This is a genomic window from Stutzerimonas kunmingensis (genome assembly GCF_900114065.1).
Lineage (GTDB): Bacteria > Pseudomonadota > Gammaproteobacteria > Pseudomonadales > Pseudomonadaceae > Stutzerimonas > Stutzerimonas kunmingensis.
The window spans coordinates 1-25,572 of record NZ_FORS01000015.1; the positions used below are offsets into that span (position 1 = coordinate 1).

Consider the following 25,572-nt stretch of genomic DNA (forward strand, 5'->3'; position numbering starts at 1 on the left):
GACATCAAGAGAGCGGTAGCCTTTTTTAGGATCGCTTTCTCCCGTTCCAGTCGGTCGATCCTGGCTTCCAGCTCCTGGATTTTCTGCTGTTCGGGCGTCAGTGCTTTGCTCTTCGGGGTAACGCCCTCGCGCTCCTCTTGAAGCTGTTTTACCCATCGGCGCAGGGCCGACTCAACCACTCCCAGTGAACGAGCTGCTTCGATATGGCTGTAGCCCTGATCGAGCACCAGGCAGGCGGCCTCTCGTTTGAACTCGGGCGTAAAGGAACGACGTTGCTTGGTCATCAGACACCTCTCTATGGCGAGCATTCTCGCCCTAAATGGGTGTCCGGAATCAGTAGACCACTACACTTGAAGTTGATTCGGACAAACTGAAGCTTTCTGCCCGAGCCGGGGCTTGTCGGCGGACTCAGGACACTGGAGCGTGGGTTCGCAAAGCAAATTAGGCTGACCGTGGGAGCATTGGCTATTGCTTCGGGTTGACCGCAGCAGCGGTGTAAAAAATGTCCCGGCCAGCTGGCAGCAATGGTGCGGTTGAGCTTGCCAATGCTGCCGCCTCTATCATGTATGCGCGCGCCGGGTTCCTACTCCTAGGCCCAATGAACAGCGGGCGCCGGAGCGCTGGGTTTCGGGGGTTTTGAAGCGTAGACCAGCTCCCGATTATGAATTTAAGGCTGTCCGCGCTTGGGCTTCGACAAGTGTGCCGGACTACATTTCCCGGCCAGGTAGATGCTGTACTTGGCCGGGAGGGCATCTGCACCTGTTGGGTTATTAAGCAGTTGCGATGCATCGGTCTACAAAGACTGCTTACCAGACTTTCGTATCTGGCCTACCACCCGAAGGAGGCTCGGATCACTCATACCTGGCCGGGAAGCCCTTCAGGCTTCGGGGAAATCAGGCCCGTAGTCGCTCGCCGCATTTGAACCGTTGAGCAGAACCAGTCCGTGCCTCATTGCGAGCCGATACAACTCATCGTAGCCTCCCCCGGCCAGAGATACGCTGTCCCCAGCATCCGCTCCTGGCAGGGGGCTCAATGGGGGGCGAATTGGCATCGGTTCACAGGGAGTAGGGCACACCTCAAAACCCTCAAAAGATCAGGCTAGCGACTTTCTCTGTATCGAGGTGGTAATCGCCGGAGCAGACTAGCTAGTTGAACAGCCACAAGCGTAGCTCCCTTATTCACGGACCCGTTGAGGACCGCTTTGGGGCCAAGAGCAGTCATCGGGCGGATTCAGCGCAATGACCGCTTCCGGCTGGGCCGTACACCTGTTGAAAAAACGTGCCAAGAGTAGCTGTCCGACGCGCGGCTACATGCGGGCGTCAGGAATGCTGCGGGCGTTGTTCTTCTGCAGAATCACCGACGCTTCGTTGTAGGCATGCTGGAAGGTGTCGCCGCCGATCCAGGCCACTGCCGCGTCTTCGTCTTCATAGTGGAAGATCCCACGATAGGTAACCAGCAGACCCATCATAAAGTCGATGGCAGCGTCTTCAGCTTCCTCAGCGACCACCAGCTCCAGCACTGGGTATTGCAGGAATACCAGGCACATCGCTAGCAGGCTGATGCCTTCACCGACGTTCATCGCCTGGAACAGGTCGTCGAAGTCCGCGGGGTCGAAACCATTTTCCTCAATGTCTTTGAAGTCGAAGGTGCTCAGGTCGATTTCGACATCGTCGAACGGCTCGTTGACCAGTGGATTGGCCAGCAGCGGATGGACGACATTGGCTTTGGTCTTGCCCGAACGGTTCTGCTTGGCCTTGGCTTTGGCCCGCTGGGCGCGTTTTTGCTGTTTATTTGGGGAGGCCATGGAGGCGAGTTCCTTGATCGAGGCAGCCATATTCATGGCCCAGGGTAGTCGGGCACATATTCTATTCAGTCCTGGCTGGGGGCGTCGGCTAAAGGGAACAGATTTTCCCTGCTTTAGACTTCCGCTTTCGGCAGCTGGCGGACGCGATAATTGAGCACCCGGCATCAGACCCCATTACCACTCCAACTATTACGCGCCTTATATATTGGCCTCTGACGGAGTGAATCTGGAAGCCGTTTGCCATCTACCGGCTTAAACGCCGGGGTCTGTACCCGCCCCAACTGGACCACTGCTAGGGCAACCTTCATCGATCTGGTCCTGCATCGCTAGAGCTTAGATGATGGACGCCCTGGCTCACGGTTGAGACCGGCCGCAAGGCGTGCTGATGATCGAGACCAGACGACACTTTCGGCGAGCACCATCGCGGCCCATCTAATCTCCCATCTGCTCACCAATGGTGCGCAATGATCTTCGCTCAGCCCATTTTTCCCATCCGGCAACCTGTCCACAGGCTGGCACGCTTCATGCTCTTGTACATTTGTTCAAGTTGCTTGAATAAATATCCATCTCTTCAAGAAGAGGTCTTGCCATGCAACGCCGTGCCGTGAAAAACCTGACATTTGCCCTGGCCACTCTGCTCGCCAGCTCCCTGGCCCACGCCGACGACCTGCTGCAACGCGTCCAGCAGAAGAAGCAAATTACCATCGCCACCGAAGCCCGCTTCGCACCGTTCGAATCGGTGGAGAACGGCAAGATCGTCGGCTATGGCGCTGATCTGATGACCTACGTGCTCAAGGATCTGCCGGAGGTCAAGGTCAAGCAACTCGACCTACCCTTCCAAGGCATTTTGCCGGGTCTGGATACAGGCAAGTTCGATTTCGTGGTGACCTCTGTGACCGTCAACAAGGCGCGCTTCGAACAATTCGCCTTCACCGTGCCGATCGCCGAGTCCACCGTTGCACTGCTCAAGCGTGGCAATGACGACTCGATCAGCAGCCTGAACGATCTCAACGGCAAGGTGGTCGGTTCGCAGAGCGGCTCTGGCCAATTGCAGGTTCTGCAGGCCTATGACCAGAAACTCAAGGACGCCGGCCAGCCTGGCCTCAAGGCCATTCGTGAGTACGTCAGCTTCGACGAGGCGTACGCCGATCTAGCGCTGGGCCGCCTGGATGGCGTTGCCCAGTCGCTGTCCAACCTCGGCCCGCTGATCAAGTCGCGTCCTGGCGTGTTCAGCACGCTCAGCGACATGCTCGGCCCGCAGACCTATTACGGTTGGGTCGGCCGCAAGGATGCCGACAGCGCCAGCCTGGTCAAACTGTTCAGCGACGGTATCGCCCGTGCTAACCGTGACGGCACCATGAAGGCCCTGCAGGAAAAATGGTTCGGCTTCACCATGGATGTGCCGGCCGACGCCATGCCCGAGCCGAGCATCTGAGTCGCTGACCATGGATGACTTCGGCGTTCGCTTCGCACTCTACTGGCCTGCTCTGCTCGACGGTGCGCTCACCACACTGTGGCTGTGCCTGGCCGGGATGCTGCTGGGCTTCGTTCTCGGCGTGCTGATCTATCTGCTGGGCAGCAGTCGCAGCCGAGGTTGCGTAGCGTTCGCCGGGGTTTATGTGAGTTTCTTCCGTGGCACGCCGATGTTGGCGCAGTTGCTGCTGCTCTTCTATTTGCCTGCCGGGCTGGGCATGGACGTGCCGGCGCTGGTCGCCGCCGGTCTGGCATTGGCCCTGAATACTGGGGCCTACCAATCGCAAATCCTGCGTAGCGGTTTCGCTGCTATCCCGGCAGGGCAGCTGGAGGCCGCTGCGGTGTTCAGCATCGGTCGCTGGCGCACGCTGCTGCACATCCAGTTGCCGCAAGTGGTACGTCTGACCCTGCCGGCGCTGATTTCCGAGCTGATCGATGTGATCAAGGTGTCGGCAGTGGTCTCGGTGATCTCCATCACCGACCTGATGCGGGTCAGCCAGCAACTGGTTTCGCAGACTTACCGCCCGCTGGAGGTATATCTCGTCGCCGCACTGTTCTACCTGGCGCTGACCAGCCTGCTGGCTCTGCTCGGGCGCCAGCTGGAGCGTCGCTGGCAGGCGCGCAGCTGATGGAGAACTGGATGAATCACCTTCCCGATTTCGGCCATGCGCTGCTGGTCACCCTTGGCATCAGTTTTTCCGGTGCGGCGCTGGGCCTGCTGCTGGGCTTTACCCTCAACGCGTTGCGCCTGGCGGTACCTGGCTTCATTGCTGTGTATCGGTTGTATGTCTGGCTGGTGCGCGGCACACCGTTCCTCGCGCAACTGTTGCTGATCTACTTCGGGCTGCCAGTGCTTGGTGTGACCCTGGACGCCATCGAGGCCAGCATTCTTGCACTGTGCCTCTACAGCGCGGCCTATTTCGCCGAGTTGCTTCGTTCGGCCTGGGCCAGCGTGCCGATTGGTCAGCTAGAGGCCGCGCAGGTGCATGGTCTGAGCGGCATCCAGACCTTCTGGCACATTCAGACGCCCCAGGCGCTGGCGTTCGCGCTGCCGCTTTTGGGCAATCAGGTGATCCTGACCATCAAGGAAAGCGCGGTGGCGTCGATCATTACCGTGCCGGAGCTGACCATGACCGCCGGACAGATCGTGTCCAACACCTTTTCCTATGTCGTGCCCTACGTGCTGCTGGTGCTTTCGTACTGGCTGCTGACGCTGCTGGTGGGTTTCGCCGCCGCTGCGCTCGGCCGTCGCGCAACGCGCTACCTGCGAGGATGACCCGATGAGCAACCTGCCCCTTCTTGAACTGCGCGGCGTGGGCAAGTCCTACGGCGCCAATACCGTACTGCAGCGCTTCGACCTCAGTGTCCGGGCTGGTGAGATCGTCTCGCTCATCGGCCCCTCCGGCTCCGGCAAGACCACTGCCCTGCGCTGCATGAATTTCCTCGAAGCCTATGACCAGGGCGAGGTATGGATCGATGGCCAGCTGCTTGGTTACAGCGGCCCCGGACGGCGCCCAACCGACCAAGACAGCGCCGCCATCATCGCCGAGGTACGTCGACCGCTGGCCATGGTGTTTCAGCAATTCAATCTCTGGCCGCACATGACGGTGCTCGAAAACGTCATGGCGCCGTTGCTGCTGGGCAAGCGTCTGAACCGAACCGACGCGCGCTCGCTGGCCGAGGCCGCTCTGCAAAGGGTTGGCCTGGCAGCCAAGATTGGCGCCTATCCGGCACGACTGTCCGGTGGGCAGCAACAGCGCGTCGGTATCGCCCGGGCGCTGGCGGTCAAGCCTCGCCTAATGCTGCTCGACGAGCCGACGTCGGCGCTTGATCCGGAATTGGTAGAAGAGGTACTGCAGGTAATTCGCGGCCTGGCCAGCGACGGCATGACCATGGTCATGGTAACCCACGAGATGAGTTTCGCCGCACAGATATCCAGCCAGGTGGTGTTCATGGAAGCTGGGCAGATCGTCGAAACCGGTGCGCCGGCGACGATGTTCCAGGCACCCGCCACCGACCGCCTGAGGCAGTTCCTCAAACCCTGGTTCAACCGCAGCCTGACGCCACGCCAGGAGATGTGCCAATGAATGCCGAACGGGTGATGGCGGCGGTGCGTGCCGAGCGTCTGCATGGCCTGCTCGATACCCTGGCCGGGTTCGGCGCGTTACAGGCCGGCGGGATGAATCGCCAAGCGCTTTCCGCAGAAGATTTCGAGGCGCGTGCCTGGCTGATCGGCGAGGCGCAGCGTATCGGTTGCCGCGTATGGACGGATGCCTGCGCCAATCTGTTCATCCGCCTCGACGGCCTGGAGGATCTGCCGCCAGTGATGACCGGCAGCCATATCGATACCCAGCCCAGCGGTGGTCATCTGGACGGCTGCTACGGCGTGATGGCCGGTCTGGAGTGCCTGCTGGCGCTGCACGATCAGGGCTTGCGCACGCGCCGCCCCATCGAATTGGTGGTGTGGACGAACGAAGAGGGAAGTCGTTTCAGCCCCGGAGCCATGGGCTCCAGCGCCTTCGTCGAACCGACCCGCATGGCTGCCTATCGAGACAGCCTGGATGCTTCGGGCGTCAGTGTCGGTGAGGCTCTGGACGAGCATGCCCGACGTTTCGCCGGGCTACCGCTGCGCGACAGGATCGCCGCGCATGCTTTCATCGAACTGCATATCGAACAGGGGCCGGTGCTGGAACGCGCGGGTGTGCCGCTTGGCGTGGTATCCGGCATTCAGGGTGTGCGCTGGTACCAGGTCCGCTGCCATGGGGCCTCCGCCCATGCCGGCACCACGCCGATGGACATGCGTCAGGATGCGATGCTGCTGGCTGCCGGCTGCCTGCCAGCCATCGACGCCCTGGCCGAGCGCCTGGCGGGCACCGACAAGCGCCTGACCTTCGGACGCTGGCACGTGCTGCCCAACTCGATCAACACAATAGCCGGAGAGGTGACTTTCAGCATCGACTTCCGGCACGCCGACAGTGCCGTGCTGGACGCCTTCGACGCGGCGCTGGCCGATTGCCTGCCCGCGCAGGCCGAACTGCAGATGCTCTTTAGTCATCCGCCAGTGGCGTTCGATGCAGCTGTCGTCGACGTGCTTCAGCAGGCCGCCGACGCCACTGGCGAAGCATCCCTGAGCCTGCGCTCGGGCGCCTTTCACGATGCCATGTACCTGGCGACGCATTGCCCGACCGGCATGCTATTCGTGCCGAGCCGCGACGGCATCAGCCACAACCCCAAGGAATACACCGAACCTTCCCAGCTCGAAGTCGGCGCCCGTGCGCTGGCCTGGAGCCTCGTCCAACTGGCTGAACAAGCCTGACCTGTCCTTGCCCACCTAGGAGCGACCATGAGCCATTCGAACCACGCCCACGATTACCCCGCCTGCTGCCAGCTCGACAACGGCGCCTCGCTGGGCACCAACGCCACCCTCAACGAGCCGCTGTCGGCCGACGGTACGCCGGAACTCGGCAAGACATACACCGTGCCGGCACGCTGCGGCCGTGCCGTGCGCTTGAAGGCGGGTGAGGTCATCAAGATCATCAACACCCACGGCACCCAGGTGTGCGACACCTGGCTGTTCAATGCCAAAGACCTCAGTGAATTTCTCTCCATGGAACATGCCCGCGCGCATATCGACCGAATCATTCCGAAGGCGGGTGACGAGCTGTTCAGCAACCGCCGCCGGTCCATCGGCACGCTGCTCACCGACACCTCGCCAGGCGTGCACGACACCCTGATCGCCGCCTGCGATCTGCATCGCTACACCAACCTCGGTGTTGAGGGTTACCACGATAGCTGCGCCGACAATATGCGCCTGGCCTTGCAGGCCATCGGTTTGCGTGCCCGCGAAGTCCCTCAGCCATTCAACCTGTGGATGAACATTCCGGTCAATTCGGACTACAGCATCGAGTGGCTGCCTCCGGTATCCAAGGCCGGTGACTACGTGGAGATCCAGGCAGCTATAGACTGCGTGGTGGTCATGTCGGCCTGCCCACAGGACATCGTGCCGATCAACGACCTGAATCCGGTGGAAGTGCACTTTGTGGTCAGTGCCGGCTAATCGGCTGGCAGGTTTGAGCCCTCTGGCACGGGCTTGGCTTGACGGCTAGCAGTGGCGGTGAGGTGGGCACGGCTTAAACTTCGCGCCCGCCTTGGACGATACTGCGCCGCTCATGGCTGCTCCCCTTCGTCACTCATTGATTGAGATGCGCATGCGTAAACCCAGTCCTACCCCTTCTTTCAAGGCTCACCACACCGACGGTCTGCCCAGCCTGGGCATGCGCCTGCGCCATGCACGCAAGGTTGCCGGGCTGACCCTCAAGCAGGTGGCCGTCGCCGCCAGCTGCTCGGAGAGTCTGATCTCCAAGCTGGAGAACGATGCTGCGTCACCTTCGCTGGCGATGCTTCACCGCCTGGCAGGGGCCCTGGGTAGCAACGTGTCGACACTTACATCGGAGGAGTGGGTATCCGATGAGCCGGTGCTGCGTGCTGGAGACAGGCCGGTGAAGCGTTTCGTCAAACGCAACAAGGATGGCGAGATCGGTCTGGAGCGCATCACCCATCTGCAGAAGGGCGGCCTGCTGCAGGGCAATATCCATATTGTGGCTCCAGGGGTGGCCAGCGATGGTCTGATTGAGCATCCCGGCGAGGAAATGGGTTACGTACTCACGGGCAGTATCGAGCTTACTATCGGTGAGCACACCTACAGCCTGACGGCGGGCGATGCTTTTCATTTCCCCAGCAACCTACCTCATGGTTACCGAAACGGTGGCGATAGCGAAGCGCGTATTCTCTGGGTCAATACCCCAGTTACGTTCTGATCGTGTGTCCCTCTGCCTGCCAGGAAATGGCGCAACGAGCTGCCAGCCAGGCGCTACTCGCCAAGAGGCCGCGGCAGATGCCCTCTCTAGCGTCCAGTCAGCGCCCTACGAGACAACGGGAACCGTTGCCGTCCAGCCATCTCCGGTCGAGTCAGTTGATGCATTGGAAGCCGCAGCTAACACCGTAGCGAACCTTGACAGTCAAGTGGGACTGCCATCTAAAGCCCGCTTTTGGCCGTTTACTACCGGTGCTGACCGGCAGCTATGGGCCGATTTCCGCCCTTGGTGAGCGGCAGTTTAGAGTTGATTTACACCTGTCAGGCTTGGCCAGTGGACTGGTCACGTCCGATGCAAGCGACTGGTCAAGTCGAATGCAAATGGGTGGTCAATTACTCTCTTTAGCTGATATGGCGATGGAAGTATTGAATGTTTTCACTCAGCGCGCGATCTACAGCCACGCAGCGAGCATCCACCCAATCTTGCTCATTATTCGCTGCAGACCAATCACGTGTTTGGTCTAGTAGCTTTACAGTCCAAGTCATGTTGAAGCCTTTGAATTTTCCTTGCTGAACTACCTTGCGCAATTCGTCAAAGAAATAAAAAACGACTAAACGCCCTACCACGGCATAGCAACCCAAAACAGACAGCGAAGCGTTTTGAGTAATATGGGCAAAGTTATTTTCCACGTCAGCCTTTTTGCTGCATTCGTGGCCATAGACCTCTTTGATATAGTCGAGTGCAGCAGTGAACACCTCCCACTTAGTCGTATCATCTGTGATGACAGAGCCAACCTGACGGCTCAATGCCAACGGATCAAAAGTCTTGGCCGGTGCGGTCCGGTGCGCGGGAGGAGCTAAGGTATAAGTAGCTTGCGGCTGGGCTTCTCTAATACGCAGAACATCATTCGCAGCCTGTCTTGCAGCGCCCTTTGTTTCTGGCGAAAGCCCAGCGCTATGCTCATAAATATCTAGAAAGCGGATCAGAGCCGTGGCGAGGACGACTCTCGACTCCGAGTCAGGGTGATTGCGAATCCACTTGATTAGGCTCCGAATCCACGCATCCTCTGCACGAAGACCAGTTCGCCTCATCAACTCCCTAGCAAACAGAGCTATTTGGCCATTATCGCCCGGATTGAGGCTCGTAGCATCCGCCCATTTTCCTGCTAGCGAAGCCATGCGGTTGCCAGCCATAAACCATCCAATCACTGCTCACACTCCTTTGCAAACTGGTCATCTCAATTGTTCATCAAACTTGTAGCATACATGGCCTTTTCATCAATCTAGGCAGCAACTGAATAGCCCCTATTTCTGTAGGCGCCTGATGTCCGCTGTTGGCTGCTTCTGGCCGATAGCAGCCGACCACCAGTGTCTCTTTTCGGCCCAAAGCAGCCCATCGCTTACGACCAGCTCGTGGTAACCACCCACAACCAGCGTTCCCACATCTCTTTAGCAGGGATACACCGGCCTGGCCATATGCCATTATCAGTAGAGCGCTTACCAGCGGAGGGTTATGGTGAAGGCTTCCGGAACCAGCTCAGTTGATCTCTGTTTTAAAAGGATCCTGTCCAGGCAGGACAAGGGACTTCAACTCGTTTAAGTTTACTGCCTGACGAAGCCCTGCCTGACTGTATTTCGCCACACGGTTGCCCGTTGATAACCGCATTCTACACAAAGAATGTTAGTAAAAAGCTTGTCCCGATGTATTAACTGAAAGACTTCACTATTGTTCTTGGCAAGGAGGAAAAGTGGAACAAACATATTTCATTCGCCATAGCTCCGCGCTTGATGTGGATAAAGAAACATTGGAAGCGCTGTGGCTGGAGGATCGCGTTGCAATCCACTATCCCCATGATGAAAGCGGAACGTTTGAGCAAGGAGATTCTCAAAGCCTAAACCCCGATGACTATGCGGGACATGCGCAATTTGCACTAAAACGCTTGCTGAATTTGGCGCGAGACGGCGGATATATATTCGCCACTTACCGCGGGAGGTCAGGCGGAAAAGTCGGGTATATCCTCCCAGGATCACCGGTCGAACTTTTCTGGGGACAATGGGGGAGTAAAAATAACCGCAAAGGCCGGGCTGCCGCGCTGAAGTCCCTTCGCATGAATCAAGTTCGAAATCTTGCTGCGGAAGAAGCAATTTCTTTGACAGCCGTTCAGCCACGGCAGGGTACTTTTTGCCGGTGGCGCAAAGTCGGTAAGCGCGTTATTGCACTTGCTAAAGGTGCGCCCCCGAGTGAACTAGGTTGCTTAACCCCCGACCTTCAAGAGGTCATGTGCATGGAGTATCTCCGAACAGCAGAGGCCGGGGCCCGCGGTCTACCAGTCCTTCGACATACGCTGATGCCAGTCGGGCGAACAATGAAAGATATTGATATTCTGGGAATTTCAGACTCAGGACGAATTTTGTCCGCTCAGGTCACCTACAAGAACTTCGATCCCAACGACCGAAAGCTTCGTAAGCTAGATGGATATCGCACGCAGGGGAATGAAACTATATATTTCTGTCGGTGTGATAAGCATGATGAGGTTAACGGACATATTATCTTTCCGCTGCAACAGGTATTCGAAGATTTCTGTGTGAAATCAGAAGCGGGAAAAGGATGGTTTGGGGCTGTTATGGGGGTTAGTCCGGGGGACGACTACACCTCCAAAACGAATGGTTTTTGTCGCTGAATTGCGGCAATGCTAAGCATTCTGCTTGAAACCGCAGAATTACAGCTTAATTAACGTATTCGAGTAGGATGCCGGAAAGCGTCGCTACGCTGTACTTTCCGGAACCAGTTAATGCGAACGTAAGCCTGCTCAAATAAGAGAGGGCTGTGAAGCGCGTTTGAGATATGGGCAAGAAGGTTGCAGTCTGTCACGAATATGAGTTTGCAGGGCTAAGTCATCACAGCTCGCGAACAAGACACCCATTGCGAGCGCGTGCACATGCTGAAAGAGAATGATACTGTTTCGGTCTTCAAAAACGCTACAGAGTACAAGGGAACCGTCATCGGCGCAGAAGGAGATGAATTCTGGTTGTTGGTTTCGGAGCTCAATCAAGTGCAGCGAGGGCACGTCTCCAATCTGTATCAACTTTCCGAAGGGAAGAAGTTCCTTTCTGCGGCCGAATGGATTGCGGATGTGGAAACGCTGTTCGACGAACGAGGGGGATTCAGTTCCGATATATTCGTCGCTTTTCAAAACCCGGAGCCGATAATCAAGATTTTGAAGATTTATCGTCTTCTACGCATCCCTAGCATTGGCCCAGCCTAACCATCCATCGAGAGGGCCGTGCCCCCTCATGTTGAAGGTTAAGCTCTGACCGCTTCTGGCCCCAAAGCGGCCTAGTCTACCCCGGACGTTGTGCCAGACTTTGTGATAGCCCTTTTTGCACCATCTGCCCTTCTCGACATAAGCTTCCAGCGGCTCACCTTTCCAACCCCAGCATTAGGGACAAATGATGAAAGGCCGGACGCGGCTGACTATTTTTTGGAGAGGTTGGGAATGATTGAGATTGGACGATTCTGAAACCGCATAAACCAGCACCGGCTCAGGGCCGGTGCTAGGTTAATCTATCTATACGACTTTCCGGCCTAGTTCGGACCAAGAAGCACTTAAGATAAGTTTCGCCGCCAGACGTACTTTTTCGAAGGACGCCCGCCTTTCTCGTCAGCTACAACATAGGAAACGACGAGATTGAACATGGTTAAAATTTCTAGTGCCTCGTTCACTGCTTCGGTGGTATCTAGGCCGCCCCATTTCTTGCCCCTAACCTCTCTCGGTGTGAAGGGCTCCGGAAGCTTTTCCTTACGATCGAGAATAGTTCGCGCTCCTATCAGCGGTGCATTGATAACCGAACCATAAAGCCGACTTGCATGCGATTTGAGGTATGACGCCCAGTCAATCGCGCGAAGAGTAGCGTCTGACCTAACTGTTTCGCGGCCACCATCAATCAATTCAAACAATAGAGCTAAACTGGCGATGGTTTGCGGCATTTTCAAGAAGTGCGACTCTAGAGATGGATGGACCTCGCTAGAACGAATCGATTGCATATGGTCGATATACCAAGTGTTGAAATATTGCTGAGCTTCTTCATCAAAACGAAGTGTACGTCGCGGAGTTTCGGGCAGCTGGTGAAGATCGTTGATAACCTTTCTCACGCGTTCTTGGGCTTCCTCGTCTGGCTTACGGTCGACGAACTTCCAGTCCCGTTTATCATCTGGCCATACAGCGAGCTGCAGTCGCTGTACGAGGCCGTCATCCATTTCTCCACTTACCGCGCCGCGTACTAGGGGAGCAATTCGTGATGGTTGGATACACCCTATCAATGAGAGGCAGCATGACTCAATTGCAATCGTGCCCCGTCCGATCCGGTCATATGTGTAAGAATTTGTGCCGTCAAAGCACTCCAGATAGAATGCGCGTGCCGAAGCACCATCCTCACTCTGCATTAACGACAGCCATCCACCAAGTTCGTCTCGTTCAAGCATTAGGCCGTTGGGGTTTTCGTTTAACAGCTCGCCAAGTTTTTCGACAGTTGCGTCGTTGACGATAAAACGGCGGAGAACGGGCGCTGGAATATCCTCAGAAAACTCTGTAAGCGCAGCAATGGCAGCTTCTTTTTTTCCCTCCGCCATTAACTTTTTTGCTCTGTCCTTAGCGGTCTTGCGCTCTAGCTCCAAGATTTCACTAGTTGCCTTATGTGTCGCCATGGATTTTCTGTATATTTCTTTCTCGCGATCTTCCAGCTCTTTCAACGGGCGTATTGCTTGCTTAAGTGCCGGTGACTTCATAGTAGAGGGTTTGCCTATAAGGCAACCCCACTGGTTCGCTGCTACCTCCCAAGTATCTTCCTGTTTCGGATGAAAAGTTAACTTTCGCCCAACAACAGCACTGATAGAGGTAATCAATGCCACAGCCACAAAGTCAGGAGGGCACTGAGTGCGGTCTGCAGCATCGCGCACATAATCCCTCAGCATGTTTGGCATCAGTCCGTCGCTCCACGGAATAACGGAGGCAAAACCGGTAGGGAGCTGCATGGGCGTTTTCGACTGGTCGAGGAAGTCCGCCAAAGCTCTCTGCGGCAACTCGGCTGCAAACGGGGGCAAGTTTGGGCTGCTCATACGCAATCCCTCTCGCTCATTTTGCTCTTCAGCCAGTCGGTAACCTCTTCAGCGACAAAGAAGCAACGAGCCTGGCGGCTAGCTCCGAACTTGAGCGGTTTGGGGAATGCGGGATCGTTTTTGAGAAGCTTGGCAATCCCGGACGGAGACTTGCCAAGCATCTCGCACAGTTTAGCCTGCGGGATCAGAAACTTGCCTAGGGAGGGGTTGGGATGCATATGAGTGCGTCTCCTTGTGGTTGACGCTCTCTATTCTCTGCACCGGCAAGCAGCACCTGGCTTCCCTAATTGCAAAAAAAATGTAGTTTGACCGCTTGCCCCGGCCGGCCTGCCAGCAGCAATTGTTACGCTTGATTTAGCTTCGCTATTTTTTTAGACGCCAGTTCAGGGTGTGCAAACTCATACGGGGTGATGAAGCCAGTCCGGCAGTTATCGAGATAATCGGCCCACCACTGCAACATAAGCCGCCTTTCGGGGAGGTGTTCGGCTTTATGTGTATAAGCCGCGCGCACGTTGTTCCGTTCTTGATGGCTCATTTGGCGTTCAACCGCGTCTCTACTCCATAGGCCGGACTCAACGAGCGCAGAGCACGCCATTGCCCGAAATCCGTGGCCGCATACCTCTGTCTTAGTGTCGTAACCCATACGTCTCAGAGCTGCGTTTACAGTGTTTTCGCTCATTGGTTTCCAAAAGTTGTGTGTGCCGGCGAACACTAGATCGAATCGGCCGGTCAGGTGGCGCGCTTGTTCGACTAGCGCTAAGGCCTGCCGACTTAGCGGCACCAAGTGTGGCGTTTCCATTTTCATTCCCCGGAACGAATAGCGAACGCCCTCGATCGCTTCGCGTTTACTGGGGATTGTCCAAAGCGCGCGTTCAAAGTCGATTTCTTCCCAGCGCGCGAAGCGCAGCTCACTGGACCGCGTGAAAACCAGCAGCGAAAGCTCAACAGCAATGCGGGTGAGGGGATGCCCGTGATAAGCGTCAACCCTATGTAGCAGTTCAGGTGAACGCTCTAATGGCAAAGCTGGGCGGTGTTCCACACGGCGTGTTGCGGTAGCCCCGCGTAGATCGATGGCGGGGTTGCTATCGATATGGCCTTGTTGAACGGCGAAGCGCATGATTTTGGCAATGTACTGGCCCATACGGTTCGCCGTGTCCAAAGTACCGCGCTTCTCAAGCTTCTTTAGAGGACCGAGTAGGTCGCGCGTTTTGAGCTCAGCAATAGGCCGAGCCCCCAGCTCAAAAAAGATGTGCGCTTCTAAGCGGCGCAGCACGCTTTCTGCGTGGTGTTGCTTCCACTTACCAGCGCTAGCTGCATGCCATTCGCGCGCAATGGCTTCAAACGTATGTCTGCGAGCATGCTCAGCGTTTTGCTTTACCTGCCGTGTGTTTTCAACCGGATCGATGCCCTTCGCCAACAGCTCCAAGGCTTCCGCTCGGCGAGTTCGGGCCATTTTGAGGCCAACAGCAGGGTAGTTTCCGAACGTAGCTAAACCGGCTCTGCCATCTGGCCGGGCGTACTTCATGCGCCAGACCCTTGTGCCACTTCTCTTGACCAAGAGGTGCAGACCCTGTCCGTCGAACAAAGTGAAGTCTTTCTCTCGGGGCTTGGCAGCGTCGCATTTTGCGTCTGTCAGGGGGACTACTAAGCGGGGCATAGGTATACGAAAATCCGTCGAACTGAGATATACCGTCACGTATACCCAATCTCGCGGAACATACAAATGCACTCAGATGCATCCAGAAACGACAAACCCCGCACGGGGCGGGGTTTGATGTTGCTTTCGGACCATGAGGAGTCATGGGAAAGCATTTGTATGGTGCCGGCACCAGGAATCGAACCCGGGACCTACTGATTACAAGTCAGTTGCTCTACCAGCTGAGCTATACCGGCATTTGAGGGTCGCCATTATATCCATTGCGCGCGGCGAGTAAACCGTTTGGTTACGGTGACTTGCAGTGGCTTATTCAGGCCGCTTCACATTCTGCGCGGGCGCGTCGAGTTCGGCGAGCAAGAGCAGGTTGCGCGGCGTCAGTTGGCTGGGGCAGAAGGTGCCCAGGCGAACGCGGTAGCCCTGTTCTTCCAGCAGTAATGCTCGGTCGAGCAACAGCCAGAGTTCGAGCGGGCGGCGGAACAGGCCGCGCACCAGTTCCAGGTTGCGAACTTCGGCTAGGCGCTGCCAGCCTGTGCGCTCCAGTGCCGGCCAGTCCTCGTCACCGGGCGCGGGTAGTTGCTTGAGCGTGGCGAGGTCGCGGCAGTAGTCGGCGAAGTCTTTCTTCAGCCAGGCGCCGGGCAGCGACGGGGTCGGCAGGTATTCGTCCTGCTGGCGCAGGTGGCGCTGCAGGATGTCGAAGCCCAGGCGCCAGGCCATGGACTGGTCGCGGTTGCGCCGTTCGCGTGCGCCCGCGGTGACGGTTTCGCTCAAGGGCAAACCGAGGTCATCGCGCGTGAGCTGCAAGGACGAAGCGCCGGCTGTCTGTGACAGTGGGATGTACTGCTCATCGGTGATGCGGTTGTAGCAGCAGGGTGCCACCGCAAGCTGGCGGCATTGTTTGACGACGGCCAGTTGCAGCAGGCGAACATGCAGGTCGCCGCAGGCATGCAGGGCGACTGGTGTATGCGTGGCGTGCAGCTGGTCTCCTGCATCGGAAGCCAGCACATCCTGGCAGCGGTGCGTCGCCTCGACGCCGAGTCGTTCGCTCAGCTGGTCGCCGGCGTCGACCAGCGCTTCGTCCCACTCAAGGCAGGTCAGTGCGGCGCCGTTTCTGGCCAGATGCCGGCCGAGATGACCTTTACCGGAGCACCAGTCGAGCCAGTGCCGCGGCGTTTCGCGAAAGTGCAGGCGCGCGCCGAACGCCTGGATTTGCAGCGATTTGCGTCCCGGTATGTCGAGGTTCTGGCGATGAGCCACAGCCGGCGGCTCGCTTGCGGGCAGTTCGTCGATCTGGCTCAGCTCGCAGGCGATCGCAGCCAGCTGCGGGAAAGGTGCCGGTGCGGCGAGTTCGCCTGGCTGGTTGTGCGCGGCTTCGGCGTCGGCCAGCGAGCGTGCTCGCAGCCAGGCGGCGAGTTCCGGGTAGTCGTTTTCCCACGGCAGGCTTCGGCAAACGAATGGGCGTGGGCGCCAGAGAGCCTGGTGCTCGCTCAGGAAGCGGTCGAGTGCCTGGAAGTGTTCGAGCAGATAAGGGGAGGCTGTCATCGGCGGGCAGGCGTTCGGGCGGGAGCCGATTGTAGCGGGATGCTGCGGTAGGAAGCACAACGCCCGTCGAGGGACGGGCGTTGCAGTTGCAGTTACTGGCCGTAGACCTGTTCCGGCAGCCAGGTGATCAGGCCAGGCCACATGTAGGCCACCACCAGCATGCCGATCTGGATCGCGATGAACGGCAGTACGCCCTTGTACATCACGCTGGTCGGTATGCTGCGGGGCGTTACGCCGCGCAGGTAGAACAGCGAGAAGCCGAAGGGCGGGGTGAGGAACGAGGTCTGCAGGTTGATGGCGAACATCACACCGAGCCAGACCGGGTCCAGGCCCATGGCCAGCAGGATCGGGCCGACGATGGGCACCACCACGAAGATGATCTCGATGAAGTCGAGAATGAAGCCCAGCAGGAAGATGACCAGCATCACCACCAGGAAGGCGCCGAGCACACCGCCAGGCAGCGAATGCAGGGCATCTTCGATCAGCGCTTCACCGCCAAAGCCGCGGAACACCAGGGAGAACAGCGACGCACCGATGAGGATGAGGAACACCATGGAGGTGATTTCGGTGGTGCCGAAGGCTACCTGCTTGAGCTGGGCGAAATTCAGCTGGCCCTTGGCGATCGACAGCAAGGTCGCGCCCAGGGCACCGATCGCAGCAGCCTCGGTCGGTGTGGCGTAACCGGCGAGAATCGAGCCGAGCACTGCGGTGATCAGCGCCAGCGGAGGCAGCAGCGCACCGATCAGCTTGCCCCATTCGATAGGCCCCAGTTCTTCCTGCGGCAAGGCGGGCAGCTTCTTCGGCTGGAAGATCGCTACCGCAATGAGGTAGAGGATGTACATGCCAACCAGCACGAGGCCCGGGATCAGCGCGCCGACGAACAGGTCGCCGACCGACACGGTCTTCGGCGAGAAGATGCCCATCTTCAGCTGTGCCTGCTGGAAGGCGCTGGACATCACATCGCCGAGCAGGACCAGGATGATCGAGGGTGGAATGATCTGACCGAGGGTGCCGGTGGCGGCGAGGGTGCCGGTAGCGATCGCCGGGTCGTAGCCGCGACGCAGCATCGTCGGCAGTGCCAGCAGGCCCATGGTGACCACGGTGGCGCCGACGATACCGGTACTTGCCGCAAGCAGCGCGCCGACCACGCAGACCGAAATCGCCAGGCCGCCACGCATGGTGCCGAACAGCCGCGACATCGATTCCAGAAGGTCTTCGGCGACGCGCGATTTCTCCAGCATCACCCCCATGAAGACGAACAGCGGTACCGCCAGCATCGTCTGGTTGTTCATGATGCCGAAGATGCGGTTCGGCAACGCGTGCAGATAACCCACGTCGAACGAGCCGGTGACCACGCCGATGCCGGCGAACAGGAGTGCCATGCCGCCAAGGGTAAAGGCGACCGGGTACCCGGACATCAGGGCGAAGCAGATGCTGATGAACAGCAGGATGGCCATGATTTCACCCATGCTTCACCTCCTGCTCTGCTTCAGGCAAACGACCGGCCAGGCGGTAGCCGGCCTTGATCAGGTCGGAAAGGCCCTGCAGGGCGAGGCTGCCGACCAGCAGCAGGATGATGCTCTTCTGCAGGTAGACGAACTTCAGCCCGCCCGACTCGTTGGAACCTTCGTGAGTCGCCCAGGAACTGGTGACGTAGTCCCAGCTGTTCCAGCCGAGGAACAGGCAGACCGGCAGCAGAAAGAGCAGGTGGCCAAGACCGTCGACGACGGTCTGCCTGCGACTGCTGAACTTCTGATAGAAGATGTCGACGCGAACGTGGCCGTTGCGCTGCAGGGTCCAGGCGGCGGCGCCCATGAACACCAGCGCATGGCCGTACATTACCGCTTCCTGCAGGGCGATGGCGCCGATGCCGAAACCGTAGCGCAGGACCACCACGACGGCGGTACCGATGACGAGAAACAGGGTGATCCAGGCACAGAGCTGGCCGAGGCGCATGTTGAACGCATCGATGAGGCCAGCCACGCGCAGCAGGGGCGGGGGGCTCTGGGACATTTGTAGTCCTTCTTAGGAGACGCAAGGTTGGCGGGAGAGGGCGATTCTTGCAGTACTGGCGCTTTGCAGCAATCGGCCTACGACTTTTAGCTTATGCGCTAGGCTTGAGGCGCCGGAGGCTCTAATGTTAGTCGAGCCCGGAGTGGCGGATGCATTTCCGGCGCAGGTTTCGCCGTACGAGCCAGCGGTCAGCCTGACTCAGGGACTCGAAACGGAACGAAAGGCGCAAGGCGGTCCGGCAAAAAGCGTAGCCTTGCCGTTGCGCAATAAGAACAAATAACAAGGAGTAACCTCATGAAACGTCGTGACATTCTCACCGCCGCTGGCGTAGGCCTGGCAGCAACCGCTCTGGCTGGCTGCAATGACAAGAGCGAGAAGCCGGCAGCGGGCGAAAGCAAGCAGGCCAGCGAACAGCAGACATTCAACTGGAAGATGGTCACCTCCTGGCCGAAGAACTTCCCGGGCGTAGGCGTCGGTGCCGAGCGCTTCGCCAATCTGGTCAACGAAATGAGCGGTGGCCGGCTGAAGGTCAAGGTCTATGCCGCCGGCGAGCTGGTCCCGGCGCTGGAAGTGTTCGACGCGGTATCGCGCGGCACCGCCGAAATGGGTCATGGCGCACCTTACTACTGGAAAGGCAAGGTCCCGGCGGCGCAGTTCTTCTGCGCGCTGCCGTTCGGCCCGAACGCGCAGGAAATGAATGCCTGGCTGCATCGTGGCGGCGGCATGCAGCTGTGGGAAGAGGTCTACAAGCCCTACGGCGTACTGCCGATGGCCTGTGGTGCCACCGGCGTGCAGACCGCCGGCTGGTTCAACAAGGAAATCAACTCGGTCGACGACTTCAAGGGTCTGAAGATGCGTACCCCGGGCCTGGGCGGCGAAGTGCTGACCAAGATGGGCGGTACCGTGGTGAACATGCCGGCTGGCGAGATATTCACCGCCCTGCAGACCGGCGCGATCGACGCCACCGAGTGGATCGGCCCGTACAACGATCTGGCCCTGGGCCTGCACAAGGCTTCCAAGTACTACTACACCCCGGGCTGGCAGGAGCCGAACGTCACCTTCGAGCTGGACGTCAATCTCAAGGCCTGGGAAACCCTGCCGGATGATCTGAAGGCCATCGTTCGTGCCGCGGCGCGTGACGTCAACGGCGACATGCTCGATGACTACAACGCCAAGAACATGGAAGCGCTGGAGCAACTGCGCGAGCAGGGCGTCGAAGTACGCCGCCTGCCGGACGAAGTGCTGTCCCGCCTGAAGGAAGTGGCGGCTGAAGTGGTCGACGCCTCTGCAAACGCCGATCCGGTGGCGGCCAAGGTGTGGGAGCAGCAGAGTGCCTATCTCAAGCGGTTGTATGAATACGCCGAGCTGAACGAGAAGGACATCTACAACATCCGCGGCTGATAGCTACCCCGGATGCGAAAACGCCACACCGGCAACGGTGTGGCGTTTTTTTTGCGCCCGAGCTTGGCGCGATGAAGGCGCGGTCAACCTTCCAGCGTCGCGTTCAGGCTGATGCGAGCGTTGAGTACCTTGGACACCGGGCAGCCTTCCTTCGCCTGATTGGCGATCTGCTGGAACTGCGCGTCATCCGCACCCGGAATCCGCGCCTTGAGGGTGAGATCAATCGCCGTGATGCTGAAGCCTTCGCCATCCTTGTCGAGTGTGACTTCGGCGCGGGTGTCGATGCGTTCGGCGGTCAGCCCCGCCTGGCCCAGCATCATCGACAGGGCCATCGAGAAGCAGCCGGCATGGGCCGCGCCGATCAGCTCTTCCGGATTGGTCCCCGGCGTGTCTTCGAAGCGAGTGTTGAAGCCGTAGGGGTTGTCCTTCAGTGCACCGCTCTGAGTGCTGATGGTGCCCTTGCCGTCTTTCAGGCCGCCTTGCCAGACGGCGGAAGCGCTCTTCTTCATGAACTGACCTCGAATGAATGCGTGAATGGGTTCAGCGTGCCGCTATTGAAGCTGTTCGGCCGCGAGGATCGCGCTGGCCAGCTCCATGTCGGTGGCTTCCAGCTGCGGCTGCTCGCTGCGCAGTTGCTGCAGCATGGCTTCCAGATACGGGCCGCGGATCTCGCCGTTACTGGCCACGAAGCTGCCTGCATCCTCGCGCGCAGGTATCACCAGCTTGTCGTCCTTGAAGGTCATGTAGGTGGATGCTGTGGTCGCACCCGAGGAGAGAATGTCGCGGACCAGGCCATCGGCCACGGCGCTGCCAACCGGCACCAACGCCAGGGTGAACGCTGCGAAAAGTGTCTTGCGCATGAGCGGAAACCTCCTTGCTATCGTTCTTCTGAGAGTGCGATGGGCGAAGGAGAGTTCCGGTTGCCGCTAGTCGCGCCCGTCGATCAGGCGCCGGATGCGGGCGGCGAGGATGTCGATGCTGAACGGTTTGGCGAGGATATCCATGCCGGGGGCGAGGAAGTCGTTACGCATCTCGTCGTCCGGTACGTAGCCGGTGATGAACAGCACCTTCAGTTCGGGGCGGTGCTGTCGCGCGCTTTCCACCAATTGCCGTCCGTTCAGGCCGGGCAGGCCGAAATCGGTGACCAGCAGATCGAGGCGCTGATCGCCGTGCAGGTAGGGCAGCGCGCCATTCGCATCGACCGCTTCCAGCACCTGGTAGCCCAGCTCCTGCAGCACCTCCACGACGAGCATGCGCACGGCGGCCTCGTCCTCCACCACCAGCACGATCTCCCCGTTCGTCGCGCTGGGCACCTCCGTCGATTGCGACGCGGCAGGCAGTAGCTCGTCCTGGGCCTCGTTGCGCGGCAGGTAGAGGATGACCTGCGTGCCTTCGCCCAGCGTGCTGTCGATGCGCACGTGACCACCGGTCTGCTTGGCGAAGCCGTAGACCATCGACAGGCCCAGGCCGGTGCCCTGGCCTATGGGTTTGGTGGTGAAGAAGGGATCGAATGCCTTGGCGATGGTCTGGGCCGACATGCCGGAGCCGTTGTCGGTGACGCTCAGCACCACGTAGTCGCCCGGTTCGGGGGCGTCCGGCTGGCGCTGTTGGATCCGTACATTGCGCGTGTTCACCCCGAGGCGTCCGCCATCGGGCATGGCATCCCGGGCATTGATCACCAGGTTGAGCAGGGCGTTTTCCAGTTGGTGGCCGTCGGTGTAAGCGAGCCAGGCATCTGCCTGCAGCTCGACTTCCAGACGGATGTGCTCGCCCATGGTGCGACGCAGCATGTCCTCCATCGACACCACCAACAGGTTCACGTCGACCGGTTTGGGGTCCAGCGACTGGCGACGGGCAAAGGCCAGCAGGCGATGGGTCAGCGCCGCCGCACGGTTGGCCGAGGTGGTCGCGGCGTCGATGTAGCGGTCGAGATCGCCGGTATTGCCGCCGGCGACACGCCGCTGGATCAGGTCGAGCGCGCCGAGCACGCCGGTCAGCATGTTGTTGAAGTCGTGCGCCAGGCCGCCGGTGAGCTGCCCGATGGCTTCCATCTTCTGCGCGTGGCGCAGCGCTTCCTCGGCGCGCTCGCGTTCGGCCATCTCGATGTGCAGCCGGCTGTTGATCGCCGCCAGCTCGCGGGTACGTTCGGCAACCCGGCGCTCGAGGCTGTCGTTGAGTTCGCGCAGCGCCTCTTCGGCGGCAACCTGGGCAGTGACGTCGGTATTGGTGCCGAACCAGTGGGTAACCTGCCCGAAATCGTCGCGAATCGGCAGTGCGCGGGAGAGGAACCAGCGGTACTTGCCGTCCTTGCCGCGCAACGGAAAGGTTTCTTCCCAGATCGAGCCGATGGCAAAGGCGCGCTTCATCGAGGCGCTGACCCGCTCATGATGGTCCGGGTGGTTCACCGTGCGCCAGCCAAGGGCGCGCATGGCTTCGTCGGTGGTGCCGGTGTAGTCGTACCAGCGCTTGTTGTACCAGTAGATGTGGCCGCTGGGGTCGGCCATCCAGGCGAACTGGCTCATGTTGTCGGCGAGGGTGCGGAACTGCTCTTCGCTCTCCCGCAATGCGCGTTCGGCGCGCATGCGCTCATCGGCGGTCCAGGCGCGGTCGGCGACTTCGCGGATGAACGAGATGTCGTCGTCGAGCCAGCCGCGCGGCTGTTCTTCGAGCAGCATCATCACGGCGGAAATGCGGCCCTGCTCGAACAGCGGGACGCAGACGATGCTGCGGATCTGGCTTTCGGCAAAGTTCTCCGCATGGCTGGCGGTGCGGGCATCGTGCAGCACGTCCTCGATCACGACCAGTTCGTTTTCCTGCAGGTCATAGAAGAAGTCGCCGTAATCGGCGAAATGCACCACTTCGCTGCTGCTGTCCGAACTGCCGTCGCTCCAGTAGCGCTCGATGGTGGCGCTCTGGCTCGGTGCATTGACACTGGCGAACAGCACTCGGGAAACACCGATGGTGCGGCCGATCACGCTCACCGCGGCATGCGCGATGGTCTGGCTGTCGTGCTGCTCGCGCAGCAGGTCGCCCAGTTCGATCAGCGCGGTCTGGCGCTGTTCGGCCTGCTGGCGATCCTTGATCTGCTCTTCGAGCATCTCGTTCATGCGCAGCATGCGTTCAGCAGCGTTGCGTTCGGCGGTAATGTTGCGTGCGGTGCCGAGGATGCGCACCATGCCGCTGGAATCGACGAGCCGGCGGCCACGATTGGCGAGCCAGACGAACTCGCCGATGCGGGTATCGAAGATGCGGTAGTCGAGCTGGAACTCGCCGTCGCCACGTCCCGCCAGGGTCTCGCCCAGCGCCTTGAGCAGCACGCTGCGGTCGTCCGGATGGATCCGCGCAAGAATCTCGTGCACACCCAGCCCCGGCTCATCCGGCGCCAGCCCGGCCATGGCCTTGAGTTGTGCGTCCCAGTGCAGCGAATGATGGCTGTCGCGGTATTCCCAGACGCCGATCGAGGCGATCTCATTGGCGAGGCTGATGCGCTGCTCGGCTTCGCGCAGGGCCTTGCTGGCCCGCATGCGCTCGGCCGCGGCACGGATGCGCTCCAGCACCTCGCGTGCCAGGCCGATGTCATCCGGGCTCCAGGGTAGCGGCTGGCTGCGGACGAACATGAGCAGCGCGGGCTGGGTGCCGGACTCGACACCTGGCAGCTCGGTGAACAGGACCGAGCGGGCGGCTAGATGTTGCAGCAGCGAGTCACTGCCTGACGTGTCTTCCTCGAGCACGACCAGGTTTTCGTCTGGCAGGCGGTCGATGAAACCGGCGGCGTCCGCTTCCAGGCCATGACGCCCTATCCGGCTCGGAGCATCCGCAGCCAGCCATTCCTGTTTCACGGTCAGCGTGCCGTCCTTCACGGTCCCCCAGGCGATGCAGTCACAGTGCGTCAGCCGGGCCAGGCGCTCGTCGAGTACGCAGCAGACATCGACCCGCTCGCTGCAAGCCTGCAGACAATCGCTCAGTTCGAGAAGAAAGGCCTGCAATGCCTGGTGCTGGGTGCGCTCACTGATGTCGCTGAAGGTGCAGATGGCGCCCTGCAGCTCGCCGTCGCGGTAGATCGGCGCCACCCGGTATTCCACCGGCAGGCTGCTGCCGTCGACGCGGAAGAACAGTTCGTGCTCGACGTGGCGTGGTTCGCCGGTCGTGGCGGTGTGCTGGATCGGGCAGTCCTGCACCGGGTAGGGGCTGCCGTCCGGATGGCTGTGATGGATCACATGGTGCAGCTGGCGGCCTAGCACTTCCTCGCGGCTGGCGAAGCCCAGCAGGTTGAGGAAGGCATCGTTGCACAGGGTGACCATGCCGCCGCGGTCGATGGAGTAGAAACCTTCGTTGGCCGAATCCAGCAACAGGCGGGTGAAGGCTTCGCTCTCCAGCCGCTGCATCTCCGAGCGCCGGCGGCTGTCGACGTCCTGGGCCACGCAGACCCAGTGCAGCAATTGTCCGTCGGCATCGTAGATCGGCGCGGCGCTGACCTGGAACCATCGCGGCTGGCCATCGATGTCGCGCAGGGGCAGTTCGAGCTTGAACGGTAGTTGGCGTTGCAGCGCGGCCTGCCATTGTTCGGCCGTACGCTGGCGATCGTTCGAGGAGACCGCGACAAGCCAGCCGTCGCCACGTGATTGCTGCTCGTCCAGGCCGGTGAATTCGCACCAGTAGCTGTTGCAATAGCTCAGGCTGCCATCGGCATCGCATTGCCAGACCACCTGTGGGCTGAGGTCGACCAGCGTGCGGTAGCGCTCCTCCATTTCCCGGGCGAAGCTCTGCTGCAGACGCGCTTCGGTCAAATCGCGGAGGATTTTGACGAAGCCCTGCGGCTTGCCGTCGTGCAAAAGCGGGGTAAGCACTCCACTGGCCCAGAAGCGGGAACCGTCCTTGCGCTGGTGCCAGCGCTCATCGATGGCGCTGCCTTTCTCTCGCGCCGTGCGCATTTCCTGCTCAGGGGCGTGTTGTACGCAATCCTCTTCGGTGAAGATGCGGGCGAGCGGCTGGCCAATCATCTCTTTGGCAGTCCAGCCGAGCATGCGCTGCGCACCGCTGTTCCAGCTGGTGATGCACCCGCGCGGGTCGCTGGCGAGAATGGCGTAGTCCTGGGCGCTGTCGATGATCTGGCGGCTGCGCGCGTCTTCGCCGCGTAAACGCCGCAGTTCCAGCAGCGCCATGACCTGGCGTGCCACGGCCTGCAGCTGCGCGCCCTGACGCGGCGAGAGCTCGCGTGGCTGGCGGTCGCAGACGCATAGCGTACCCAGCGGCAGGCCATCGTCGTCGCGCAGGATAGCCGCGGCATAGAAGCGAGCGGGCTCGCCTGCGGCGAGACGTGGCATTTCCACGGGTGCGCTGAGCTCGCTGCCGTGCCTGGTGATCAGCGGCTCGGATTGCAGGATCGCGCGGGCACAGAGCGAGCGCGCGAGCGGAACGGGCTCGCGCTGGAGCGCGAAGGCGCCCTTGCAGTACTGGTATTGGTCATCGATGAAATGGATCGCCGCCGCCGGACAGGCACAGAGGTCCGCAGCCATGGCGGCAAGCTCATCCAGCTCCGCGTCGCACGAGGCGTCGAGCGCGGCATAACGAGCCAATGCGATCAGCCGTTCAGCTTCATTCCAGGTCGCTGTGAGGGCGCTGTGTTCGGCGTTCAAGGTGTCCTGCTCGGCTATCCATGGCACTGAGTAATTCAGACGGGTCTGTCAGTCGACCACCCTTCAGCGGCGGGTGTGTCGAGCGGTCAGCAAAAGACTACGCCGAGCCTGCTTGGTTCA

At 59.9% G+C, this 25,572-nt stretch carries 22 protein-coding genes and 1 tRNA gene; 10 read left to right on the forward strand and 13 right to left on the reverse strand.

All coding sequences use genetic code 11. The annotated features are described in order from the left end of the window. Both BM275_RS20750 and BM275_RS20755 read right to left on the reverse strand, forming a co-directional pair. On the reverse strand, positions 1 to 284 hold a 284-nt coding region (locus tag BM275_RS20750), incomplete at its 3' end, for a transposase (RefSeq protein WP_139229596.1). A 1,022-nt stretch (positions 285 to 1,306) separates the two neighbouring features. Beyond that, on the reverse strand, positions 1,307 to 1,804 hold the full coding sequence (locus BM275_RS20755) for a hypothetical protein (protein ID WP_090523313.1): 498 nt from the start codon (positions 1,802 to 1,804) through the stop codon (positions 1,307 to 1,309). A gap of 589 nt (positions 1,805 to 2,393) precedes the next feature. Between BM275_RS20755 and BM275_RS20765 the strand changes: the two genes are divergently transcribed. The 7 genes from BM275_RS20765 to BM275_RS20795 all read left to right on the forward strand — a co-directional run bounded on the left by BM275_RS20765 (position 2,394) and on the right by BM275_RS20795 (position 8,094). Then, positions 2,394 to 3,239 (forward strand): transporter substrate-binding domain-containing protein, encoded by an 846-nt coding sequence (locus BM275_RS20765; protein WP_023102005.1) that lies wholly within the window; start codon positions 2,394 to 2,396, stop codon positions 3,237 to 3,239. A 10-nt stretch (positions 3,240 to 3,249) separates the two neighbouring features. Further along, positions 3,250 to 3,906 (forward strand): amino acid ABC transporter permease, encoded by a 657-nt coding sequence (locus BM275_RS20770; RefSeq protein WP_042923030.1) that lies wholly within the window; start codon positions 3,250 to 3,252, stop codon positions 3,904 to 3,906. 11 nt (positions 3,907 to 3,917) lie between these two features. Next, positions 3,918 to 4,553 carry an amino acid ABC transporter permease gene (locus BM275_RS20775; RefSeq protein WP_023102007.1) on the forward strand — a complete coding sequence of 212 codons (636 nt, stop codon included), beginning with the start codon at positions 3,918 to 3,920 and terminating at the stop codon, positions 4,551 to 4,553. A 4-nt stretch (positions 4,554 to 4,557) separates the two neighbouring features. Beyond that, complete coding sequence (locus tag BM275_RS20780) at positions 4,558 to 5,364, forward strand: amino acid ABC transporter ATP-binding protein (RefSeq protein WP_023102008.1); 807 nt, start codon at positions 4,558 to 4,560, stop codon at positions 5,362 to 5,364. Further along, positions 5,361 to 6,593, forward strand: a complete 1,233-nt coding sequence (locus BM275_RS20785; RefSeq protein ID WP_042923034.1) for a M20 family metallo-hydrolase — start codon at positions 5,361 to 5,363, stop codon at positions 6,591 to 6,593. Before BM275_RS20780 ends, BM275_RS20785 begins: the two co-directional genes overlap by 4 nt. A 27-nt stretch (positions 6,594 to 6,620) precedes the next feature. After that, positions 6,621 to 7,334, forward strand: a complete 714-nt coding sequence (locus BM275_RS20790; protein WP_023102010.1) for a DUF1989 domain-containing protein — start codon at positions 6,621 to 6,623, stop codon at positions 7,332 to 7,334. 151 nt (positions 7,335 to 7,485) lie between these two features. After that, complete coding sequence (locus BM275_RS20795; RefSeq protein WP_023102011.1) at positions 7,486 to 8,094, forward strand: cupin domain-containing protein; 609 nt, start codon at positions 7,486 to 7,488, stop codon at positions 8,092 to 8,094. Between the two features lie 398 nt (positions 8,095 to 8,492). Here the strand turns inward: BM275_RS20795 and BM275_RS20800 are convergent, their stop codons facing one another. Then, on the reverse strand, positions 8,493 to 9,284 hold the full coding sequence (locus tag BM275_RS20800) for a hypothetical protein (protein WP_090523316.1): 792 nt from the start codon (positions 9,282 to 9,284) through the stop codon (positions 8,493 to 8,495). A 554-nt stretch (positions 9,285 to 9,838) separates the two neighbouring features. Here BM275_RS20800 and BM275_RS22170 point away from each other — a divergent pair. After that, a complete protein-coding gene (locus BM275_RS22170; RefSeq protein WP_139229597.1) occupies positions 9,839 to 10,771 on the forward strand; it encodes a hypothetical protein in 933 nt (310 codons plus the stop codon). Positions 10,772 to 11,029: 258 nt separating this feature from the next. Then, positions 11,030 to 11,356 carry an RNA-binding protein gene (locus BM275_RS20805; RefSeq protein WP_090523318.1) on the forward strand — a complete coding sequence of 109 codons (327 nt, stop codon included), beginning with the start codon at positions 11,030 to 11,032 and terminating at the stop codon, positions 11,354 to 11,356. 341 nt (positions 11,357 to 11,697) lie between these two features. On the opposite strand, the gene BM275_RS20810 is transcribed toward BM275_RS20805, so the two are convergent. From BM275_RS20810 to BM275_RS20840, 7 genes are all read right to left on the reverse strand, one after another. Beyond that, a complete protein-coding gene (locus tag BM275_RS20810; protein ID WP_090523321.1) occupies positions 11,698 to 13,206 on the reverse strand; it encodes a YfjI family protein in 1,509 nt (502 codons plus the stop codon). Continuing rightward, a complete protein-coding gene (locus tag BM275_RS20815; RefSeq protein WP_090523324.1) occupies positions 13,203 to 13,424 on the reverse strand; it encodes a helix-turn-helix transcriptional regulator in 222 nt (73 codons plus the stop codon). Before BM275_RS20815 ends, BM275_RS20810 begins: the two co-directional genes overlap by 4 nt. Before the next feature lie 125 nt (positions 13,425 to 13,549). After that, positions 13,550 to 14,863: a tyrosine-type recombinase/integrase gene (locus BM275_RS20820; protein WP_090523326.1), complete on the reverse strand. Its 1,314-nt coding sequence runs from the start codon at positions 14,861 to 14,863 to the stop codon at positions 13,550 to 13,552. A gap of 160 nt (positions 14,864 to 15,023) precedes the next feature. Next, positions 15,024 to 15,099 (reverse strand) — tRNA-Thr (locus tag BM275_RS20825). 70 nt (positions 15,100 to 15,169) lie between these two features. Then, positions 15,170 to 16,402 carry a methyltransferase gene (locus tag BM275_RS20830; RefSeq protein ID WP_090523329.1) on the reverse strand — a complete coding sequence of 411 codons (1,233 nt, stop codon included), beginning with the start codon at positions 16,400 to 16,402 and terminating at the stop codon, positions 15,170 to 15,172. Between the two features lie 92 nt (positions 16,403 to 16,494). Continuing rightward, positions 16,495 to 17,871 carry a TRAP transporter large permease gene (locus tag BM275_RS20835; protein WP_014821992.1) on the reverse strand — a complete coding sequence of 459 codons (1,377 nt, stop codon included), beginning with the start codon at positions 17,869 to 17,871 and terminating at the stop codon, positions 16,495 to 16,497. Continuing rightward, positions 17,864 to 18,415: a TRAP transporter small permease subunit gene (locus tag BM275_RS20840; protein WP_023447031.1), complete on the reverse strand. Its 552-nt coding sequence runs from the start codon at positions 18,413 to 18,415 to the stop codon at positions 17,864 to 17,866. Before BM275_RS20840 ends, BM275_RS20835 begins: the two co-directional genes overlap by 8 nt. Positions 18,416 to 18,709: 294 nt before the next feature. On the opposite strand from BM275_RS20840, the gene BM275_RS20845 reads away from it, so the two are divergent. Beyond that, on the forward strand, positions 18,710 to 19,816 hold the full coding sequence (locus tag BM275_RS20845; protein ID WP_014821990.1) for a TRAP transporter substrate-binding protein: 1,107 nt from the start codon (positions 18,710 to 18,712) through the stop codon (positions 19,814 to 19,816). Positions 19,817 to 19,899: 83 nt separating this feature from the next. On the opposite strand, the gene BM275_RS20850 is transcribed toward BM275_RS20845, so the two are convergent. From BM275_RS20850 to BM275_RS20860, 3 genes are all read right to left on the reverse strand, one after another. Then, positions 19,900 to 20,325: an OsmC family protein gene (locus BM275_RS20850; protein WP_014821989.1), complete on the reverse strand. Its 426-nt coding sequence runs from the start codon at positions 20,323 to 20,325 to the stop codon at positions 19,900 to 19,902. A gap of 42 nt (positions 20,326 to 20,367) precedes the next feature. Continuing rightward, entirely contained in the window at positions 20,368 to 20,676 is a 309-nt protein-coding gene (locus tag BM275_RS20855) for a DUF2388 domain-containing protein (RefSeq protein WP_014821988.1), read from the reverse strand. A 66-nt stretch (positions 20,677 to 20,742) separates the two neighbouring features. Then, complete coding sequence (locus BM275_RS20860; RefSeq protein ID WP_090523332.1) at positions 20,743 to 25,452, reverse strand: PAS domain S-box protein; 4,710 nt, start codon at positions 25,450 to 25,452, stop codon at positions 20,743 to 20,745. Between the last annotated feature and the right edge of the window lie 120 nt (positions 25,453 to 25,572).

What these genes read in the sequence shown, in the direction of transcription:
- BM275_RS20765 (WP_023102005.1), top strand. Translation starts at nt 2,394, where the DNA reads ATGCAACGCCGTGCCGTGAAAAACCTGACATTTGCCCTGGCCACTCTG.
- BM275_RS20800 (WP_090523316.1), bottom strand. Translation starts at nt 9,284, where the DNA reads ATGGCTGGCAACCGCATGGCTTCGCTAGCAGGAAAATGGGCGGATGCT.
- BM275_RS20795 (WP_023102011.1), top strand. Translation starts at nt 7,486, where the DNA reads ATGCGTAAACCCAGTCCTACCCCTTCTTTCAAGGCTCACCACACCGAC.
- BM275_RS20820 (WP_090523326.1), bottom strand. Translation starts at nt 14,863, where the DNA reads ATGCCCCGCTTAGTAGTCCCCCTGACAGACGCAAAATGCGACGCTGCC.
- BM275_RS20780 (WP_023102008.1), top strand. Translation starts at nt 4,558, where the DNA reads ATGAGCAACCTGCCCCTTCTTGAACTGCGCGGCGTGGGCAAGTCCTAC.
- BM275_RS20840 (WP_023447031.1), bottom strand. Translation starts at nt 18,415, where the DNA reads ATGTCCCAGAGCCCCCCGCCCCTGCTGCGCGTGGCTGGCCTCATCGAT.
- BM275_RS20805 (WP_090523318.1), top strand. Translation starts at nt 11,030, where the DNA reads ATGCTGAAAGAGAATGATACTGTTTCGGTCTTCAAAAACGCTACAGAG.
- BM275_RS20830 (WP_090523329.1), bottom strand. Translation starts at nt 16,402, where the DNA reads ATGACAGCCTCCCCTTATCTGCTCGAACACTTCCAGGCACTCGACCGC.
- BM275_RS20835 (WP_014821992.1), bottom strand. Translation starts at nt 17,871, where the DNA reads ATGGGTGAAATCATGGCCATCCTGCTGTTCATCAGCATCTGCTTCGCC.
- BM275_RS20810 (WP_090523321.1), bottom strand. Translation starts at nt 13,206, where the DNA reads ATGAGCAGCCCAAACTTGCCCCCGTTTGCAGCCGAGTTGCCGCAGAGA.
- BM275_RS20775 (WP_023102007.1), top strand. Translation starts at nt 3,918, where the DNA reads ATGAATCACCTTCCCGATTTCGGCCATGCGCTGCTGGTCACCCTTGGC.
- BM275_RS20845 (WP_014821990.1), top strand. Translation starts at nt 18,710, where the DNA reads ATGAAACGTCGTGACATTCTCACCGCCGCTGGCGTAGGCCTGGCAGCA.
- BM275_RS20850 (WP_014821989.1), bottom strand. Translation starts at nt 20,325, where the DNA reads ATGAAGAAGAGCGCTTCCGCCGTCTGGCAAGGCGGCCTGAAAGACGGC.
- BM275_RS20755 (WP_090523313.1), bottom strand. Translation starts at nt 1,804, where the DNA reads ATGGCCTCCCCAAATAAACAGCAAAAACGCGCCCAGCGGGCCAAAGCC.
- BM275_RS20855 (WP_014821988.1), bottom strand. Translation starts at nt 20,676, where the DNA reads ATGCGCAAGACACTTTTCGCAGCGTTCACCCTGGCGTTGGTGCCGGTT.
- BM275_RS20815 (WP_090523324.1), bottom strand. Translation starts at nt 13,424, where the DNA reads ATGCATCCCAACCCCTCCCTAGGCAAGTTTCTGATCCCGCAGGCTAAA.
- BM275_RS20790 (WP_023102010.1), top strand. Translation starts at nt 6,621, where the DNA reads ATGAGCCATTCGAACCACGCCCACGATTACCCCGCCTGCTGCCAGCTC.
- BM275_RS20770 (WP_042923030.1), top strand. Translation starts at nt 3,250, where the DNA reads ATGGATGACTTCGGCGTTCGCTTCGCACTCTACTGGCCTGCTCTGCTC.
- BM275_RS20785 (WP_042923034.1), top strand. Translation starts at nt 5,361, where the DNA reads ATGAATGCCGAACGGGTGATGGCGGCGGTGCGTGCCGAGCGTCTGCAT.